Genomic DNA, 17319 nt, shown 5'->3' on the forward strand with positions numbered 1-17319 from the left:
CCCCATCAGCGCGTGTCACGGGCCACGCTGGTTGCATCAGTGAAAGACTCGGCAAAGTTTGCGGGTGGCGGGGCGTTACACCCGCAACTTTTACCGAATGGATTCGGGACGGAGCGGGTTTGGGGCCGAGTGAGTGGAGTCAGCGGGAGTAGCGGCTGGCGGGGCGGCCGAGGGCAAAGCGCTCCCTGAGAGTCTGAGGCCCACCAAGAGTCGCGGCCGCGGTGCTTGGTTCAGCGGGAGCGGGAGCGGGAGCGGCGGTAGCCGTAACAGCGGCAGCGAGTGCGGGCCAGTCGGGGTGGGTGAGGGCAGCGGCGAGCTGGGCAGCACTGGCGAACTCGACACCGGTGACGGTGCCTTCGTCGAGGAGGGCGAGTGCACGGGCGACAGCGTGCGACGCGGGCCGGGCTGAGGCATCGTGGAGGCCGTCGGTGCGAGGGTCGGCTGCAGCGTCCTCGGCATCGTGGAAGCCGGTGGTGCGAGGGTCGGCGGAAGCGCCCACGGCATCGTCGGCGAGCTGAATGAGCAGGGCGGGCATCCGGTATCCAGAGTCGACAACGGCGGCGGCAGAGGAGGCGGCGGCAGCAGCAGCAGCAGCAGCCAGGCGCGCAGCGAAGGCAGCGACGCTCGACGCGGCGACGACGGCAGAGCCGGCCGCCGTCTGCGGAAGGTCGGGCAGCAGCAGGGCGTCGGCCGAGAGCAGGAAGGCGAGCCGGGCGGGCCCGGCAGCGAACATGTCGGCGGCAGTGACGCTGACGACGATGGGCGGCTGGCCCTGCGGCGGCCGCGGCGTGATGAGCGGGCCACGCACGGTGAAGTAGGGCCCGGCGTGCGCGATGTGGTGCAGTTTGGCGCTGTCGAGGTAGCGCCCGGAGGGGGCGTCGCGGAGTTCCGCGCCGTCTTCCCATGAATCCCAGAGCTCACGCACGACGGCGACGAACTCAGCACCCTGCTCGGCGAGCTCGTCGAGTTCGAGCGGCAGAGCGGCCGGGAAGGCGGCGTCGAGCTGCGGCGATCGTGCCGCGCGCACCTCGAGCCCGGCCCGCCCACCGCTGACGAAGTCGAGCGTCGCCGCGGCCTTGGCCACGTGAAACGGTTCGGCATAGTGCGATTCGGCCGATGACAGGATGCCCGTCTGAACCGTCTTCCGCGCCAGGTACGCGGCGAGCTCGGGCCCCGCCATCGTGGCGAACCCTCCTTCAGCCACGGCCACGTACGAGAGCCCGGATTCGTCAGCCAGCCGCGCCGCCCGCACGAACCCGTCAAGCCCACCGAACGCGTCAGGCCCAGCATGCTCGTCTGACTCAGCGGCAGGCGCACCCTCGAGCAGCGGCGCCGCGACGCGCACACCGAGCAGGAACGGCCGCGGGCTACCGGTCATCGAGCATCCGGAGCCGCGTCATGAGCAGCAGAAGCGGCAGGAGCACCCGCAGCCCCCGCCGGCCAGGCCTCTGCCCCCACCCCCTCGAGCCACGCGCCGATCTCGGCCCCGCCGACCTGCCCCGCCACGCCCGCGAGGAACATGTCGCGCGGCGTCGCCCCGAGCCCCAGCGCAAGCTCATGTTCGTGCCCGAGGTCGGTACCGAACATGGCCGGGTCGTCGGTGTTGATGGTCACGCCCACACCGGCGGCGAGCAGCCGCGGCAGGGGGTGCGACGCCACGTCTGCCGTCACCTTGGTGCGCAGGTTCGAGGTGATACTCACGTCGAGCACGATGCCGCGCTCGACGAGCTCCTGCATGAGCGCCGGGTCATCGGCCGCGCGAATTCCGTGCCGCACCCGCGAAGCCCCGAGCAGGTCGATCGCGTCACGCACCGATTGCGGCCCGTCGTCTTCACCCGCGTGCGGAACCGACGCCAGCCCGGCATCCCGCACCACCTGGAACAGCTCGGTGTATGTGCTCGCCGGGGCCGCCCGCTCGCGCCCGCCGAGCCCGATGCCCACGATGCCGCGGTCGCGAAAGAGAATCGCGTCGTCGATGACCTGCCGGCTGAGTTCGACCGGCCGCCCGCGGTCGATGTCGGGCGTCAGCCGCACGCGCACACCGGTCTGCTCCCACGCCTCCTGAATACCGTCGGTGAACCCTTCGAACAGTTCGCGCCCCTCTATGCCGCGCAAGTAGTACTGCGACGGCGAGACGATGCCCTCGAGGTACACGGCCCCGAACGACGCGGCCTCCTTCGCGTAGTCGACGACCACGCGCCGAAAGTCGTCGGCGTCGTCGAGTACATCGGTCGTGACCGTCCACACGTCGATGAAGTGCTCGAAGTCGTCGAACTCGTAGAACGCCTCGAGTTCGGCGAGGGTCGACACCGGCAGCACCGCGTTGTTCTTCTTCGCCAGCGCCAGCAGCGTGGCCGGCCGAATGGCCCCCTCGAGGTGCACATGCAGTTCGATCTTCGGGTACCCGGATGCCCGGGCGGCTGTCTCGTCGGTCATCAGGTGTCTCCGTCGTCGTGTCGCTCTGGTTCGTCGTGCCGGGCGTCGCCGCCCGTAATGTGTTCGCGCAGGCTCTCACCGGCATACTCCGCCGGATACACTCCCATGTTCTGCAGTTCTGGCACCACCCGGTCGACGAATTCGTCGAGCCCCCCGGGCTGCCCGGGCACGCCGGGCACCACAGAGGGGTTCACCACGAACCCGTCGGAGGCGCGGCTCTGCACCCAGTGGTTGATCTGTTCGGCGACGGCCAGCGGGGTTCCGACGAAGTCGCGCCGCGCCAGCACGGTGCCGAACAGTTGCCGCACCGAGAGGTGCTCTCGTTCGCTGAGGTCGCGCCACCGGGCGATGAGGGTGCGGGCATCCCGCTCACCGTCGACACCGCCGCGCGTGTAGGCGTCGGCGACCTTCCAGTCGGGGTCGAAGCCGGGCAGCGGGCCGTCGACGTCGAAGTCGGTGAGGTCGCCGCCCCACACTTCTTCGAGGATGAACCGGGCCACGGCCGGGGTCATCTCGAGCTGCGCCCACTCGCGGGCACGCTCGTCGGCGTCGGCCTGGCTGTCGCCCAGCACGAACGCGGTGCTCGGCAGCACCTTCGGCGCCGGCCTGCCGTGGGTCGCCGCCCGCGCGGCGAGGTCGGTCAGAAACTCGCGCGACTCTGGCAGGCTGCGGCGGCCGGTGAAGATCACGTCGGCGTGGGCGGCGGCCAGGGCGCGGCCCTCGTCGGAGCCGCCGGCCTGAACGATCACCGGCTTCTCGTGGTCGCCCCAGAAGCCCCAGGTGCCTTCGAGGAAGGCTGCGGCGGCCCGGTAACGGTCGGCGTGCGCCACCATGCGCCCAGGGCGGAAGTTGGTCGAGGCCCCGACGCCGAACGTCGTGTGGCTGGTCACGACGTTCCAGCCGGCGCGGTGGCCCGAGAGCGCCTGCAGGGTCTCGAGCTGGCGGGCGACGGTATAGGGGTCGGAGAAGGTGGTGCCGATGGTGGCCACGAGACCCACCCGCGTGGTCTCGGCGGCGAGGGCGGCGAGCACGGTGAGGGAGTCGGGCTTGTCCATGATGGCGTGCTCCACCACGCGGCCTCGGTGCTCCTGCAGCCAGTTCGCCTCGGCGAGAAAGACGAAGTCGAACAGGCCGCGTTCGGCGCTCTGGGCGAAGTGCCGAAAGGCCACGAATTCGACCTGGCTGCCGAGCGGCGCCTTGCTCCACAGCGTGTAGTAGTGGTCGTTCGGGTAGAACGCGCCCAGGTGCACACGGTGCAGAGCAGGCGATGTCATAGTCACTCAGCGTAATCGAGTTGGGCGCGTGGCAGTATTGATGGTTCTGGCACGCGTGTGAAGGGTAGTAACAGATGACGGTGGCACTCTCGGTTCTCGACCTCGTGCTCACCTCGGAGGGCGACACTCCCGCAGAGACCCTCGCGAACAGCCTCGAGCTGGCCCGGGTGACCGACGCCCTGGGCTACCGGCGGTACTGGCTGGCGGAACACCACTTCTACGCGGACGGCGCCGGTGCAGCATCCTACATACTGGCTCCGCTCATTGCCGAGCGCACGAAGGCCATTCGGGTGGGTACCGCTGTGCTCGTCATCGACAACTACTCGCCCGTGCACGTGGCTGAGATCGCGGGAACCTGCGCGGCTCTCACCGGGCGGGGTTTCGACCTCGGCATCGGTCGTGGCGGCCCCTCGGCAGAGCAGGTCGCGAAGGGCCGAATCACCTCGGCGAAGCTTGCGAGCGGCGAACTGACGGCCGGCCCGACGAGTGAGTTCAGGGAGGTCGACGGGGTCACGATTCCGCCGTTCGTGACCGCCCCGTTCAATGCCGATCGCGCCGAGCTCAACGACCGGCTGCTCTCGCGCACGCCCGGTGACCCGGCCGACTTCGGTGGGCAGGTCGACGACGTTCTGGGGTTTCTCGACGGCAGCTACCAGCCGCTCGAGGGCGACACCCTCGATGTCGCACCGGCTCGCGGTGCCGACGTGGAGCTGTGGGTGCACGGCAGCACCCCCGGTATCAGCGCTGAGGTCGCGGGGCGACGAGGGCTCCGGTTCGGGGCGAACTACCACAACTTTCCTCAGCTCGTGCTCGAGACGGTGGCGGCCTACCGTGCGGCGTTCGTGCCCTCGGCTGAGCTGGCCGAACCGTACGTCGCGGTGTCGGCCGACGTGCTCGTGGCCGCGACCGACGAACTCGCCGAAGAACTCGGGGCCGGGTTTCGGCCGTGGATGTACAGCTCACGCCTCGAGTACGCGGCGCGGCCGTACCTGAGCCCCGCCAGTGCCGCGGCTTTCCCGTGGAACGACGAACGCGAGGCCATCGTGGCCGACCGCGTGGCGGCGCGCATCGTGGGGTCGCCGTCGACCGTCGTGGCACGCCTCCGAGCCCTCGCCCGGGCCACCGGGGCCGACGAATTGGTGATCACCACGAGCGCCTACGACCCTGCCGACAAGCAGGAGTCGTACCGGCTGCTCGCAGAAGCGTGGGCAGCGGAATAACCTCGCTTCCCCTGCCGTTACTTCACACATGACAACATTTGGAATCATCGGAGCAGGTAACATCGGCAGCCAAGTCGCTCGGGCAGCCATCGCGGCAGGCTATGACGTCGTGATCAGCAACTCTCGGGGCCCCGAGACCCTCGCTGATCTCGTCGCAGACCTCGGCCCGAAGGCCCGCGCGGCCACAGCGGTAGAGGCCGCCGAAGCCGCCGACATCGCCGTCGTGACCGTGCCGCTGAAGGCATACGACGCCGTTCCGGTCGAGCCTCTGGCCGGCAAGATCGTGATCGACACGAACAACTACTATTTCGAGCGCGACGGCCACATCGCCGCCCTCGACAACGGCCTCGACACCGTGAGCAGCATGCTGCAGCGGCACCTGGTGAACAGCAAGGTGGCCAAGGGCTTCAACCACATCAAATCCGACGACATCACCACCGACGGGGCTCCGGCGGGCAGCGAGAACCGCCGCGCGCTTGCCACCTCGAGCGACTTCGAGGAGGCCGCCGAGTTCGTGAACGGCTTCTACGACGCCATCGGGTTCGACACCGTGAACGTTGGGCCGCTCTCCGAGAGCTGGCGTGTCGAGCGCGACCAGCCGGCGTATGTGGTGCGCCAGAACAAGCAGGAGCTCATCGAGAACCTGACGAAGGCCACGCGCGCTACGGCGTAGTTTCTGCAGGTAGTTGTACAGTTGCCTTACTAGTTGGTACGGTGGAGGGATGATCGAGCATCCGGAACCCCCCGCCGACACGGCGGCTGCTTTCGATACCGCCGCGACGCTTACGCTTGCGTCGGAACTGCGGGTGGTTCTGGGGCAACTCATTCGGCAGGTGCGCGAGGTGGGCACGGTGGGTGACCTCACCCCATCGCAGAAGGCGGTGCTGCGGCGCCTCGAGGTCGGCGGGCCCTCGACGATGAGCACGCTGGCGCGCCTCGAGGGCGTGCGGCCCCAGTCGATGGGCGCGACGGTTGCTGTGCTCGATGCGGCCGGGCTCGTCTCAGGCTCGACCGACCCGCGCGACGGTCGAAAGACGGTCTTGTCGCTCACAGAGAGCGCTGTTCAGCAGTTCACCACAGGTCGGCTGGCGCGCGAAGACTGGCTGTTCCATGCGATGCAGACTGAACTGACAGCCACAGAACAGCAGCAGCTCGCATCGTCGATCGTGCTGCTGCGGCGGCTGCTGCGGGCCTCCTGACCCGCACCTCTCGCGCGCTTCCGCCACGCTTTTTTGACCACCGCGTCACCCAGAGAAACAGGTATCCCGTGCCGATCACCACGCTCGACCCCCGCACCGCGCTCATCGTCATCGACCTTCAAGAGGGCGTTGCCCGGCGCGAGCTCGCTCACCCCACGGCCGACGTCATTGCTTCGTGCGTGAAGCTCCTGGGTGCGTTCCGCAGCCACGAGCTGCCGGTGGTCATCGTCACGGTCGAGGGCGTGCCCTCCGGGCGAACCGACCTGAGCGCAGCCAGCGGCGCCGCCCCTTCCTTCCCTGCAGGATGGGCAGACCCCATCGCCGAACTCGACATTCAGCCCAGCGACATCCTCGTCGTCAAGCACGCCCGCAGCGCCTTCACCAACACCGGGCTCGACGAGAAGCTGCACGAACTCGGTGTGACGCAGCTCGTCATCGTCGGCATCGCCACCAGTAGCGGCGTCGAATCGACCGCCCGGCACGGCCACGAATACGGCTACAGCGTCACGCTGCCGGTCGACGCCATGACCGATGCGAGCCCGGATGCCCACCAGCACAGCATCGCCACCAGCTTTCCCCGCATCGCAGAGACCGGCAGCACTGCCGAAGTTCTGGCGTTGCTCGAAGCCGCGCGGGCGTGACCGAGCCCGGCACCGTTTCACTGGGGGGCGCCGGCGCTGCCGGCGGCCCGGGCAGTCGGGTTGGCCCCGGCGCTCCTGCTGGACTGGGCAGCTCGTCAGTTGGCAGCAAGCCGTTCGGGTGGCGCTTTCTCAGCCCGCTGCTGCTCGGTTCGAGCCTTAACCCGATCAACAGCTCGATGCTCGCGACCGGCCTGGTGGGCATCGGTGTCGACTTCCACACCGGCCCCGGCCAGACAGCCACCCTCATCTCGGTGCTCTACCTCTGCAGCGCGGTCATGCAACCCACGATGGGCAAGCTCTCGACGCTCTTCGGGCCGCGGCGCGTGTTTCTGGCGGGCATCCTCATTCTGCTGGCCGCCGGCGTCGTCGGCACGGCCGCGCCGAGCTTCGGTTTTCTGGTCGTGTCGCGTGCCCTCATCGGCATCGGCACCTCGGCCGCCTACCCCACCGCCATGTCGCTCGTGCGCAGTCGGGCCGAATCGATGGGCATGGGGGTGCCGAGCCGCGTCTTGGGCAACTTCTCAATAGCCAGCCAGGTGACCACCGTGGTGGGGCTGCCGCTTGGCGGTGTGCTCACCGGGGCGTTCGGCTGGCGAGCGCTGTTCTTCGTGAACATTCCGCTCGCCCTTGTCACACTGGTCGCCACGTATGTCGGGGTGGCGAAAGACACGCCGTCGGCGGCGCGGCCGCGAATGCGCTTGTTCACGGCGGTCGATGGGGTGGGTATCCTGCTGTTCGCCGGCACCATCACGAGCCTGCTGCTGTTTCTGTCGAACCTGGCCGCGCCGCCCTGGTGGCTGCTGCCGGTGGGCGCGGCGCTCGGCGCGCTGCTCGTGCTGTGGGAGCGCCGCAGCCCGAGCCCGCTCATCGACGTTCGCATGCTCGGCGCCAACCGGCCCCTGCAACGCACCTACCTGCGGCAGATGCTCGTGGGGCTCGGCATCTACTTGTCGCTGTACGGCACCAGCCAATGGATGGAGCAGAGCGCGCACCTGACACCCACCGCCGTGGGGCTCATCCTGCTCCCGCTCTCGGGGCTCAGTATCGTCATCGCACGGGTGGTCTCGGGCCGCGGCTGGGTGCGGGTCCCCCTGCTCGTCACCGCGGCGGCCCTGCTGCTCACCGGCGGCGTGATGCTGCTCATCACCAGCCAGTCGACGGTGCCCGTGCTCATCGGCATGACGCTGCTGCTCGGCTGCGCCAACGGCTTCAGCGGTTTCGCCAACCAGGCCGCCCTGTATGTGCAGACGACGGCCGCCGACATCGCCGTGGCGTCGGGCCTGTACCGAACGTTCTCATACATCGGCGCCATCTTCTCGTCGAGCCTGATCGGAATCGTGTTCGGCGCCTCCGCCACCGACGCGGGGTTTCACGCCCTCGCCTGGGTACTCGGGGCCATCGGGCTCGCCAGCCTGCTGCTGACCGTGCTCGATCGCCGTATTCCCGTGAATGCCAACCGCTGACCCGGCGACCCTCTGAACACGCAAACACGCGAACCCGCGATCCCGCTGATTTACGTTGCTCTCCCGGCGGTTTGGCAAGCCCTGCCGCCGCAGAACGTGCGCGGATAGTCTTCCGAACATGAGAAGCGTCGAGGGTGCAGTCGTGTTGGTCGTGGGCGCGTCGGGAGGGCTCGGGGCACGAGTCGCCGAACGGCTCGAAGCCGCGGGCGCAACCGTCATTCGAGCGGCCCGCAACCCCGCCACCCTCTCGGGGCCCGACGCCTACCTCGCCGACCTGGCCGTACCCGGCGGGGCGGCGTCGCTGCTGCTCGCAGCGGCCGCCGCGCATCCCGAACACCTCGACGGGCTCGTCATCGCGGCCGGCGCCGTGGCCTTCGGGCCGATCGATGAACTGGCCGACGACACCATCGACGCACTCTTCGCTGTGAACACCACCGCGCCCATCCGGCTCATCCGCGGGGCGATACCGCGCCTGGCAGAGTCGGCGGCGGCGGGCCGATCCCCTTTCATCGTGACGCTCAGCGGCGTGGTCGCCGAATCGCCCACCAGCGGCATGGCGGCCTACTCGGCGTCGAAAGCCGGCCTGTGGGCGTTCGTGCAGGCGGCGTCGCGCGAGCTGCGGCGGTCGGGCATCCGGCTGCTGGATGCCCGACCGGGGCACACCGAGACAACCCTCTCGGCGCATCCGCTTGCCGGTGCCGCACCCGCCTTCGCCCCGGGGCTCGACCCCGATGCCGTCGCCGACCGCATCGTGGCCGCCATTCTGGCCGACGAGAAAGACCTGCCGAGCACCGCGTTCTGAGCTTCGCCTACACCGACGTGCCGGGGTTCAGAATGCCGCGCGGGTCGAACAGCGCCCTGATGCCGCGCATCAGCCGGTGCGCCTCTGGGCCCACCTCGCGCTCGACCCACGCCGCCTTGAGACGGCCGATTCCGTGCTCGGCGGTGAGGGTTCCGCCGAGCCGCAGGGCCAGCGCGAAGATCTCGTCGGCCGCGGCCTGCACGTGAGCGGGAATCTCGGTGGCCGCGAACCCCGGCGGAATGACGATGATCGGGTGTAGGTTGCCGTCGCCGGCGTGCGCGAACTGGTAGATCTCGATGCCCGTGCGCTCCGAGATCTCGGTGACCGCCTCGAACGCCTCGGCCAGCCGCGAGCGCGGCACCGCGATGTCTTCGATCAGCACGCGCCCACGCGCCTCGATCGCCGGCAGGGCGTCGCGCCGAGCTGCGGCGAGCGCCAGAGCGAGTGCTGCATCGGCGCTGACTTCGACCGAGAGCGCGCTCTGCCGAAGCGACTCGGCCACCACCTCGATCTCGGCAATTGCTCCGAAACCGTCGGTCTGCACCAGTAGAAAAGCGGCTCCGCGGGTGGCGTGGTCGGTGCCGCGCAGGTCGTCGATCGCCGCAAGCGTGCGCCCGTCGACCAGTTCGACGACGGCCGGGCGCACCCCGAGAGTGGCGAGGAGAACGGATGCCCTGGCCGCCGCATCAACCGACGAGAAGTATGCCGCCGCTGTGGCCTGCCCCTTCGGGCGCGGAAGCAGTCGCACGGTCGCCCCCACCACCACGCCGAGCGTTCCCTCCGATCCCACGAACAGCGCAGTGAGGTCGTACCCCGTGACGCCCTTCACCGTGTCGCGGCCGGTGTGCACGACGGTTCCGTCGGCGAGCACCACGTCGAGCGCCAGCACCGCATCGCGGGTGACGCCGTACTTCGCGCCGCGCAGGCCGCCCGCGTTGGTGGCGATGTTGCCGCCGATCGTGCTGATCGCCACGCTGCCCGGGTCGGGGGCGTAGAAGAGGCCGTGACCGGCGGCCGCGCGGTCGAGGTCTGCTGTGATGACGCCGGGCTCGACGCGGGCGAGGCCGTCGACCGGGCTGATCTCGACGATGCGGTTCATCGAGGCGAGGTCGAGCACGATCGCGGTGCTGCCGGCGGTCGCGCCACCGGCGAGGCCGGAGCCGGCGCCGCGGGTGACGACGGGCACGCGGTGGCGGTGAGCCACGGTGAGGGTGTGCACGACGTCGGCAACGGTGTGAGCGTAGACGACGACAGAGGGCAGGCCCGCCTGTCGGGTGCCCGAGCGGTCGGCGCCGGCCGCTGCGGTGTGTTCGTCGGTGGTCGACCAGGTTGCGACGCCGGCGGTCAGCTCGGCGAGCCAGGCAGCGGGTTCGGTGGGAGTGACCCCGCTGACGATGCCCGCCGGTGCTGCAGCGCCGCTCACTCGCCTGTCGCGACCGGGCGGCCGGGAGTGTTCGACCACGCAGACCACGATCCGGGGTAGAGGGCGGGCGAGAAACCCGCGAGGGTGAGGGCGACGGCATCGGCCGCGGCGGTGACGCCCGAGCCGCAGTAGACGCCCACGGGGGCGTCCGGTCGCACCCCGATCGACTCGAAGTGGGCCCGCAACTGATCCGCCGGCAAGAACCGCCCCGACGCGTCGACATTGGCGGTGGCCGGAGCATTGAGGGCACCCGGAATGTGGCCCGCCCGCGGGTCGATGGGCTCGACCTCGCCCCGAAAACGTTCGGGGGCACGGGCATCCAGCAGCACACCCGTTTCAGAGAACGCCGCGGCCTGGTCGATGTCGAGCGTCGGCAGCGAGCCGTACTCCAGGGTCACGCTGCCCGGCGAGACGGCCACTTCGCCCTGTTCGAGCGCGAAACCGGTGCCGGTCCAGGCCCGCAGCGAGCCGTCGAGCAGGCGCACGTCGGCCAGCCCCGCGTTGCGGAGCAGCCACCACGCCCTGGCCGATGAAAAGTTCTTGAGATCGTCGTAGACCACGACGGTGTCGCCGGGGTCGATGCCCCACGAGCGGGCGGCGGCCTGAAGATCGGCGATGGCGGGCACCGGATGCCGGCCCTCCGCCTTCTCGCCGTGACCGGCCAGCTCGGAGTCGAGATCGACGTAGACCGCCGTGGGGATGTGACCCTCGAGATAGAGCGGCTTGCCGGCCGGGCCACCCAGCTTCCAGCGTACGTCGAGCACGGTGAGGGGCGAACCCGAATCGATGAGCGTCTTCAGATCGTCGGCAGTGATCAGTACAGACACGGCAGCAGCTTTCTCGTGTGAAGCAGGTGTTTCTGGGGTGACCCGATGCTCTCACAGGGTGCGGCGGCGAAGCGGGATGCCCGGCCACACAGCTCAACACGTGGTCACACAGCTGCACATATCGACACGGTGCGTCATTTTCGGCCCGTGCGCCGCAGCGAGGGCCCACACTCGGCACTACGCGCCCACTCAGGGGAGGAGAACGGTGACGAACGCAGACGAAAATAGCCCACCGAACGAACAACCCGAGACACGCGGTTTCGCGGTCTACGTCGGTATCGACGAGTTCAGAGCCCTCGCCGACGGCACCACGCTGGTCGAGATGGCGGCCGAGCTGAAAGCACTCGTGCACCGCATCGCGCCGAGCGCCGAGACCTTCGCGTCGATCGCCGTGGCGCCGAGCGATGCCGGCGGGCGCGACCTCGACGTGGTCAAGAGCGCGACGCGGCACGTCGACGAGTCGCCGGTCGCCGGCGGCGCGGGCGGCGGCGCGGGCGGCGTCGGCCGCGGGGCGCCGGGCCTCGGCAGCAGCCGCAGCGCAGGCGAGCAGTCGACCACCGTCATCGACCTGTCACGGCGACGCATCGTCATCGGCACCCAGGTGACCACCCTCACGGCCTCGGAATTCGATCTGCTGCGCACGCTCGTCGAGAACGAAGGGCAGCCCGTGGGCCGTCGCGCGCTCGTACACGAGCTCTCCTCCAGCGACACCGACGACAGCCCCAACTTTCGAACCATCGACGTTCACGTTCGGCGACTGCGGGTCAAACTCGGAACCGAGGCCGACCTGGTGCGCACGGTGCACGGCGTCGGCTACGTCTTCAACCGCGGCTCGAACGTGCTCGTGCGGCACCCGAACGGCGTGAGCCGCTGAGGCGGGTGCCACTCAGTGCCCCTGAGGCGGGCGCTGCTCAGTGTGTGTGGCCGGCGGCCTGCTCCTCAGTGAATTTGAACGCCAGACGGCCGTGCGCGAACCCGCCGCCAGCCCTGATTGCGGTGGCGACCCATGCGGCCTCGGCGAGTTCCTTCTCCGTGGCGCCTGCTGCGGCGGCATTCTTCGAGTGAGCTTCGATGCAGTAGACGCACTGCGTGGTGATGCCCACCGCGACGGCAATGAGCTCGCGCACCTTCAGCGACAGCTCGGGGCCCTCGGGCGCGAACACGGCGGCGTTGAAGTCGTTGAACGTCTTCAACATGTCGGGCGTCTCCTGCTTGTACACGCGGGTGAACTGCTTGTCGTTCGGGTCGAGGTAGTGAGACATCGGGTCACTGCTTTCTGGGTCGGTCGTTCTGGTGGGTCGTTGTACGCGCATCGGTGCGCGAATGGGTGCGCAAACCGTCGCCGCACTCCACAGTCAACCCCGGTCGAGCCCCGGCATTCCGGTTGTGACCATCTGTGTCGCCAGCATGTCTGCAGGCACCTCTCGCCGGGCTGCTCCCCCGCTGCCGCCCGTCGTTGTTCGCAACACCGGAATAGCCACCCCTAACCCGTCGTTGCCGACACCATGACCTCTCGCGCTCAGACCACGCCCGAAACCGTCCGCATCACGGTACTCGGCGGTCCAACCGTTCTGATCGAGTACGGCGGGCTCCGCTTTCTGACCGACCCCACCTTCGACCCACCCCAGTCGTATCCGGGTGACTTCACCAAAACGACGGCGTCAACGCTGGCTCCGGATGCTCTCGGGCACATCGACGCAGTGCTGCTGTCACACGATGAACACATCGACAACCTCGACCTGGCCGGCCTCGCGTTCCTGCCCCGGGTGCCGGTCACCCTCACCACTCCCTCCGCGGCGGAACGACTCGGCACCCCCTCATCCCCTCTCGGCGCGGACACCCCGACCTCCTCATCGGTGACGGCACAGGGATTGAGCCCGTGGCAGTCAGTCGAACTCCCGCGCCCCGCCGGCGGCACCGTCACGGTCACGGCCGCGCCCGCCCTGCACGGCCCTCCCGGAGCCGACCTGGTCGTCGGCGAGGTCACCGGCTTCCTCCTCGCCGGCGACGCCCTGCCCACCGTCTACATCAGCGGCGACAACGCCTCCCTCGACCTCGTGCGCGAAATCGCCCATCGCGCAGGGCCCATCGACACCGCCGTGCTCTTCGCCGGAGCCGTGCGCCGCCCGGTGCTCGAGGGCGCTCTCCTCACCCTCGACGCCGCCGATGCGGCAGAGGCGGCACAGATCCTGGATGCCCGCCGCATCGTTCTGGCGCACGTCGACGGCTGGGCGCACTTCACCGAAGGCACCGCAGCTACCATCGCCGCCTTCACCGCTGCCGGCCTCACCGACCGCCTGCAGCTCTAACCGCGGAATCCACTCGGCGAAGTTTGTGGGTGACGGCCGCTCACACCCGCAAACTTCGCCGACTCGATTCTGAGGTGGGGAGGTAGGGAGGGAGGGAGGGAGCGGGCGCGACCGGGGATGGCGTCGAGGAGCGCACGAGTGTAGGGGCTCTGCGGTGAGGTGAACACGTCAGCCGTCACGCCGTGCTCGACTACGGCGCCGCGATTGAGCACGGCGACCCGGTGGGCGATCTGCGCCACCACGGCGAGGTCGTGCGAAATGAAGAGGTAGCTCACGCCCAGCTCGTTCTGCAGCGAGGCGAGCAGGGTCAGAATCTGCTCCTGCACCGAGACGTCGAGCGCCGAGACGGGCTCGTCGAGAAACACGAGGTCGGGTTTCACCGAGAGCGCCCGAGCAATGGCGACGCGCTGCCTCTGCCCGCCCGAGAGTTCGGCGGGTCGCCGATCGGCGAACGCCGCCGGCAGTGCAACCTGGTCGAGCAGCTCCCGCAGCCGGGCCCGCCGCGAGACCCGGTCGCCGATGCCGAACGAGACCAGCGGCTCGATGATCGACTGGCCCACCGTGAATTTCGGATCGAGCGACGAGTACGGGTTCTGATGCACCAGCTGAAAGCGCTGCCGCAGGGGCCGCAGCTCGCTCCAGCGAGTGTCGGTGATGTCGGTGCCGTCGAACAGCACTCGGCCGGCAGTGGGCTTCTCGAGGCCGAGCGCCACCCGCAGCGTGGTGGTCTTGCCCGAACCCGACTCCCCCACCAGAGCGAGGGTCTGGCCCGTCGGCACGTCGAGCGTCACAGAGTCGATCGCCCGAAACGTGCGCTCCCCGTCGGGCGAGCGCGGCAGCCGGTAGTCCTTCGAGACGCCCACGATCGACAGGATCGGCGCCCGCGAGGCAGCAGCTTCCAATGGCACGGCAGCCCCCCGCCGCGCAGCAGACCCGACCGGCGCAGCACTCCCTGCCGCGTGCCGAACCTTCACCCGCCCATCCGGCGACAACCCCGGCGCCGCAGCGATCAGCCGCCGCGTGTACTCCTTAGCCGGCGACACCAGAATGTCGGCGGGCCGCCCCTGCTCCACCACCCGCCCGCCCTGCATGACGAGCACCCGGTCGGCCCGGTCGGCCGCCACCCCGAGGTCGTGCGTGATGATCAGCAGAGAGATTCCCCGGGAGGCCACCAGCGACGCGAGGTGGTCGAGAATGCGCTTCTGCACGGTCACATCGAGGGCGCTGGTGGGCTCGTCGGCCACGATGAGCTGCGGATGCCCCGCGAGCGCACTGGCGATCAGCACCCGCTGGCGCATCCCGCCTGACAGCTCGTGCGGATACTGCCTGGCCCGCAGCACCACGTTGTCGAGCCCCGCCGCCTCGAGCGCTTCGAGCACCTCGGCGTTCACCGACCGTTTGGGCACGCCGCCGCGCCGCCGCACCGCCTCGGCGACCTGCGGCCCGACCCGCAGCGTGGGGTTCAGCGCCACCATCGGGTCTTGCGGCACCAGCCCGATCACGCGGCCCCGGATGCCCCGCAGCACCCTTTGCGACGCACGAGTGGTGTCGACGCCACCCACGCGGATCGTGCCGCCCGTCACCCGCCCGCCCGCCGCAAGCAGCCCGAGCAGGGCGTTCGCTGTGGTGCTCTTGCCCGAACCCGACTCCCCCACGATCGCCACCGTCTCACCGGGGGCGATGCGAAGCGACAGGTCGGTGACGGCGGCAGAGCTCCGCCCCTCGCGGCTGTACGTCACCGAGAGAGAGGTGATCTCAACAAGGGGGGTGGTCATCGTTGCAGCTCCTCGAGCGATTTCGAAATGTGGTTGAGACTGAACACGACGAGGCCGACGAACAGGCCCGGCAGCAGGCTCAACCACGGTGAAGTGATGAGAAAGTTGCGACCGTTCGAGATGAGCGTGCCCCACTCCGCTGCCGGTGGCGCGGCACCGAAACCGAGAAAGCTGAGCGCGGAGATGGCGAGAATGGCGACCCCGAAGTCGAGCACCGCGAGCACGAAGACCGGGCCCCAGGAGTTCGGCAGGATGTGCCGCAACAGTACGCGCGCCCACGACGCTCCGCCGGTGCGCGCGGCCTCGATGTAGGGCAGGTTCTTCACCTTCAGCACCTCGGCCCGGGTGATGCGGGCAAAGCCCGGAATGATGCCCACGGCGACGGCGATCGAGATGGGAACGGTGCCGAACCCGAGGGCCGTCACGATCACGAGCGCGAGCAGCAGGCGCGGAATGGCGAGCATCACGTCGACCAGCCGCATCAGAACCAGGTCGACCCAGCCGCCCAGAAACCCGGTGACGACGCCGAGCGCGAGGCCCACCACGACCGCGATGGCCACGGCGGCCAGCGTCGCCTGAATGGTGAGCGTCGAGCCGTAGAGCACCCGGGTGAACAGGTCGCGGCCGATCTCGTCGGTGCCGAACAGGTGGCTGAGGCTCGGCGCCTTCAGCTTGTCGGCGGGAGCTGTGGCGTACGGGTCGAAGTGCGTGAAGAGCGCCGGGAATGCCGCCGACACGATGACGAACAGCAAGAGCAGAATCGCAACAACCAACCCCGGGCGGCGGAGCACGCGGCGGGCGGCGTACTGCAGCCGCTCACGGCGTGCGTTCTGAAGGGGCGGGCGCCGGTCATCCTGCTCGCGGTTCTCGCCCGATTCGCCCAGGTCACCCGGTCGGCCCCGGTGCGCGGGCGGGAATGTCTCGAGCTCGGCCTGCTCGAGGCTGGAGCTCAGTGCGGTGTCGATCGCCATGGTCTTCTCCTGAATGTCGTGCGGTCAGATCACGCTGTGACCGCGCACGATGCGCGGGTCGAGCAATGGATAGATGAGGTCGATGATGAGGTTGATACTCACGAACAGGGCCGCCGCGATGACGACGATCGCCTGCACCACCGGCACGTCTTGCTGCAGCACCGACTCCTGGGCGAGTTTGCCGATGCCGTTGCGGGTGAAGATCGTCTCGGCCACCACCGCCTCCGCGAGCGCCGACCCGAGCAGCAGACCGAGCAGGGTGAGGGCCGGCAGCGCCGCGTTTCGGAAGGCATGCCGCCACTGGATGCCCGAACGAGAGAGCCCCTTCGCCCGCGCCGTCACCACGTACGGTTCGTCGAGCGCATCTTCGAGGCTGCGCGTCAGCACCTGCGCCAGCAGGGCTGCCGTGGGAATCGCCATCATCACCGCCGGAAGCACCACCGAGGCCGCACCACTGTCGCCGCTCGCAGGAAACCACTTCAGCTGAAACGCGAAGACCTGAATCAGCAGCAGCCCCACGAAGAACGGCGGCAGTGACACCCCGATGGCGGGCAGCCGGGAGAGCACGGTGCGCAGCCACCCCACCTTCGCGAACACCGCGAGCGAGGCCGTGCCCACGCCGAGCACGATGGTCAGCAGAACGGCCGAGGCCCCCAGCACCAGCGTCGACGGCAGCCGTTGGGCCAACAGCTGCGCCACCGGAACGTTCTTCGTGATCGACTCACCGAAGTTGCCCCGCACGAACTCGAACAGTTGGTTGACGTACTGCAGGTACACCGGCTGGTCGACGCCGTACTGGTGTTTCAGCGCGGCCAGCTGGTCGGGCGAGATCTGAGTGACATCGATGTTGCCCGCCGCCAGCAGCAGCTGCACCGGGTCGCTGGGCAGCAGGTAGAGCACAACGAAGGTGACCGTGTACGCCGCCCACAGTACGAGCACCGCCTGCAGAACCCGGCCTGAGATGTATCGAGCGAACACG

General features: G+C 69.2%; 17 protein-coding genes. 8 read left to right on the plus strand and 9 right to left on the minus strand.

All coding sequences use genetic code 11. The features are described from left to right. Positions 1-139: 139 nt before the first annotated feature. From D4765_RS11980 to D4765_RS11990, 3 genes are read right to left on the minus strand one after another with little or no spacing between them, the layout of a single operon-like run. Positions 140-1378 carry an LLM class flavin-dependent oxidoreductase gene (locus D4765_RS11980; protein ID WP_136642537.1) on the minus strand — a complete coding sequence of 413 codons (1239 nt, stop codon included), beginning with the start codon at positions 1376-1378 and terminating at the stop codon, positions 140-142. Further along, positions 1375-2436, minus strand: coding sequence for an adenosine deaminase (add, locus tag D4765_RS11985; protein ID WP_136642538.1), 1062 nt, complete (start codon positions 2434-2436; stop codon positions 1375-1377). The genes D4765_RS11980 and add overlap by 4 nt, the downstream gene beginning before the upstream one ends. Beyond that, entirely contained in the window at positions 2436-3710 is a 1275-nt protein-coding gene (locus tag D4765_RS11990; RefSeq protein ID WP_136642539.1) for an LLM class flavin-dependent oxidoreductase, read from the minus strand. Before D4765_RS11990 ends, add begins: the two co-directional genes overlap by 1 nt. A 74-nt stretch (positions 3711-3784) precedes the next feature. On the opposite strand from D4765_RS11990, the gene D4765_RS11995 reads away from it, so the two are divergent. The 6 genes from D4765_RS11995 (at position 3785) to D4765_RS12020 (ending at position 9035) form a co-directional block, all read left to right on the plus strand. Next, positions 3785-4930 carry an LLM class flavin-dependent oxidoreductase gene (locus D4765_RS11995; RefSeq protein WP_136642540.1) on the plus strand — a complete coding sequence of 382 codons (1146 nt, stop codon included), beginning with the start codon at positions 3785-3787 and terminating at the stop codon, positions 4928-4930. A gap of 28 nt (positions 4931-4958) precedes the next feature. After that, entirely contained in the window at positions 4959-5603 is a 645-nt protein-coding gene (locus tag D4765_RS12000) for an NADPH-dependent F420 reductase (RefSeq protein ID WP_136642541.1), read from the plus strand. 49 nt (positions 5604-5652) lie between these two features. Next, entirely contained in the window at positions 5653-6129 is a 477-nt protein-coding gene (locus tag D4765_RS12005) for a MarR family winged helix-turn-helix transcriptional regulator (RefSeq protein ID WP_136642542.1), read from the plus strand. Positions 6130-6197: 68 nt separating this feature from the next. Further along, positions 6198-6770: a cysteine hydrolase family protein gene (locus D4765_RS12010; protein ID WP_136642543.1), complete on the plus strand. Its 573-nt coding sequence runs from the start codon at positions 6198-6200 to the stop codon at positions 6768-6770. Further along, entirely contained in the window at positions 6767-8233 is a 1467-nt protein-coding gene (locus D4765_RS12015) for an MFS transporter (RefSeq protein WP_201799301.1), read from the plus strand. The genes D4765_RS12010 and D4765_RS12015 overlap by 4 nt, the downstream gene beginning before the upstream one ends. A 118-nt stretch (positions 8234-8351) precedes the next feature. Further along, on the plus strand, positions 8352-9035 hold the full coding sequence (locus D4765_RS12020; protein WP_136642544.1) for an SDR family NAD(P)-dependent oxidoreductase: 684 nt from the start codon (positions 8352-8354) through the stop codon (positions 9033-9035). Between the two features lie 7 nt (positions 9036-9042). On the opposite strand, the gene D4765_RS12025 is transcribed toward D4765_RS12020, so the two are convergent. Continuing rightward, positions 9043-10497, minus strand: a complete 1455-nt coding sequence (locus D4765_RS12025; protein ID WP_201799302.1) for an FAD-binding oxidoreductase — start codon at positions 10495-10497, stop codon at positions 9043-9045. Next, on the minus strand, positions 10455-11285 hold the full coding sequence (locus D4765_RS12030; protein ID WP_136642545.1) for a sulfurtransferase: 831 nt from the start codon (positions 11283-11285) through the stop codon (positions 10455-10457). The genes D4765_RS12025 and D4765_RS12030 overlap by 43 nt, the downstream gene beginning before the upstream one ends. Before the next feature lie 205 nt (positions 11286-11490). On the opposite strand from D4765_RS12030, the gene D4765_RS12035 reads away from it, so the two are divergent. Then, entirely contained in the window at positions 11491-12159 is a 669-nt protein-coding gene (locus tag D4765_RS12035) for a winged helix-turn-helix domain-containing protein (protein ID WP_136642546.1), read from the plus strand. Positions 12160-12196: 37 nt separating this feature from the next. Here the strand turns inward: D4765_RS12035 and D4765_RS12040 are convergent, their stop codons facing one another. Then, on the minus strand, positions 12197-12547 hold the full coding sequence (locus tag D4765_RS12040; protein ID WP_136642547.1) for a carboxymuconolactone decarboxylase family protein: 351 nt from the start codon (positions 12545-12547) through the stop codon (positions 12197-12199). A 243-nt stretch (positions 12548-12790) separates the two neighbouring features. Between D4765_RS12040 and D4765_RS12045 the strand changes: the two genes are divergently transcribed. After that, positions 12791-13594: an MBL fold metallo-hydrolase gene (locus tag D4765_RS12045; protein WP_136642548.1), complete on the plus strand. Its 804-nt coding sequence runs from the start codon at positions 12791-12793 to the stop codon at positions 13592-13594. On the opposite strand, the gene D4765_RS12050 is transcribed toward D4765_RS12045, so the two are convergent. From D4765_RS12050 to D4765_RS12060, 3 genes are read right to left on the minus strand one after another with little or no spacing between them, the layout of a single operon-like run. Next, the gene (locus D4765_RS12050; protein WP_136642549.1) at positions 13591-15369 is read right to left on the minus strand and encodes a dipeptide ABC transporter ATP-binding protein; all 1779 of its coding nucleotides are present in this window, start codon (positions 15367-15369) and stop codon (positions 13591-13593) included. The genes D4765_RS12045 and D4765_RS12050 overlap by 4 nt on opposite strands. Further along, the gene (locus tag D4765_RS12055) at positions 15366-16340 is read right to left on the minus strand and encodes an ABC transporter permease (protein ID WP_136642550.1); all 975 of its coding nucleotides are present in this window, start codon (positions 16338-16340) and stop codon (positions 15366-15368) included. Before D4765_RS12055 ends, D4765_RS12050 begins: the two co-directional genes overlap by 4 nt. A gap of 24 nt (positions 16341-16364) precedes the next feature. After that, positions 16365-17318 carry an ABC transporter permease gene (locus D4765_RS12060; protein WP_136642551.1) on the minus strand — a complete coding sequence of 318 codons (954 nt, stop codon included), beginning with the start codon at positions 17316-17318 and terminating at the stop codon, positions 16365-16367. Position 17319 lies beyond the last annotated feature (1 nt).

It is taken from the genome of Subtercola vilae, from assembly GCF_004923255.1.
Lineage (GTDB): Bacteria > Actinomycetota > Actinomycetes > Actinomycetales > Microbacteriaceae > Subtercola > Subtercola vilae.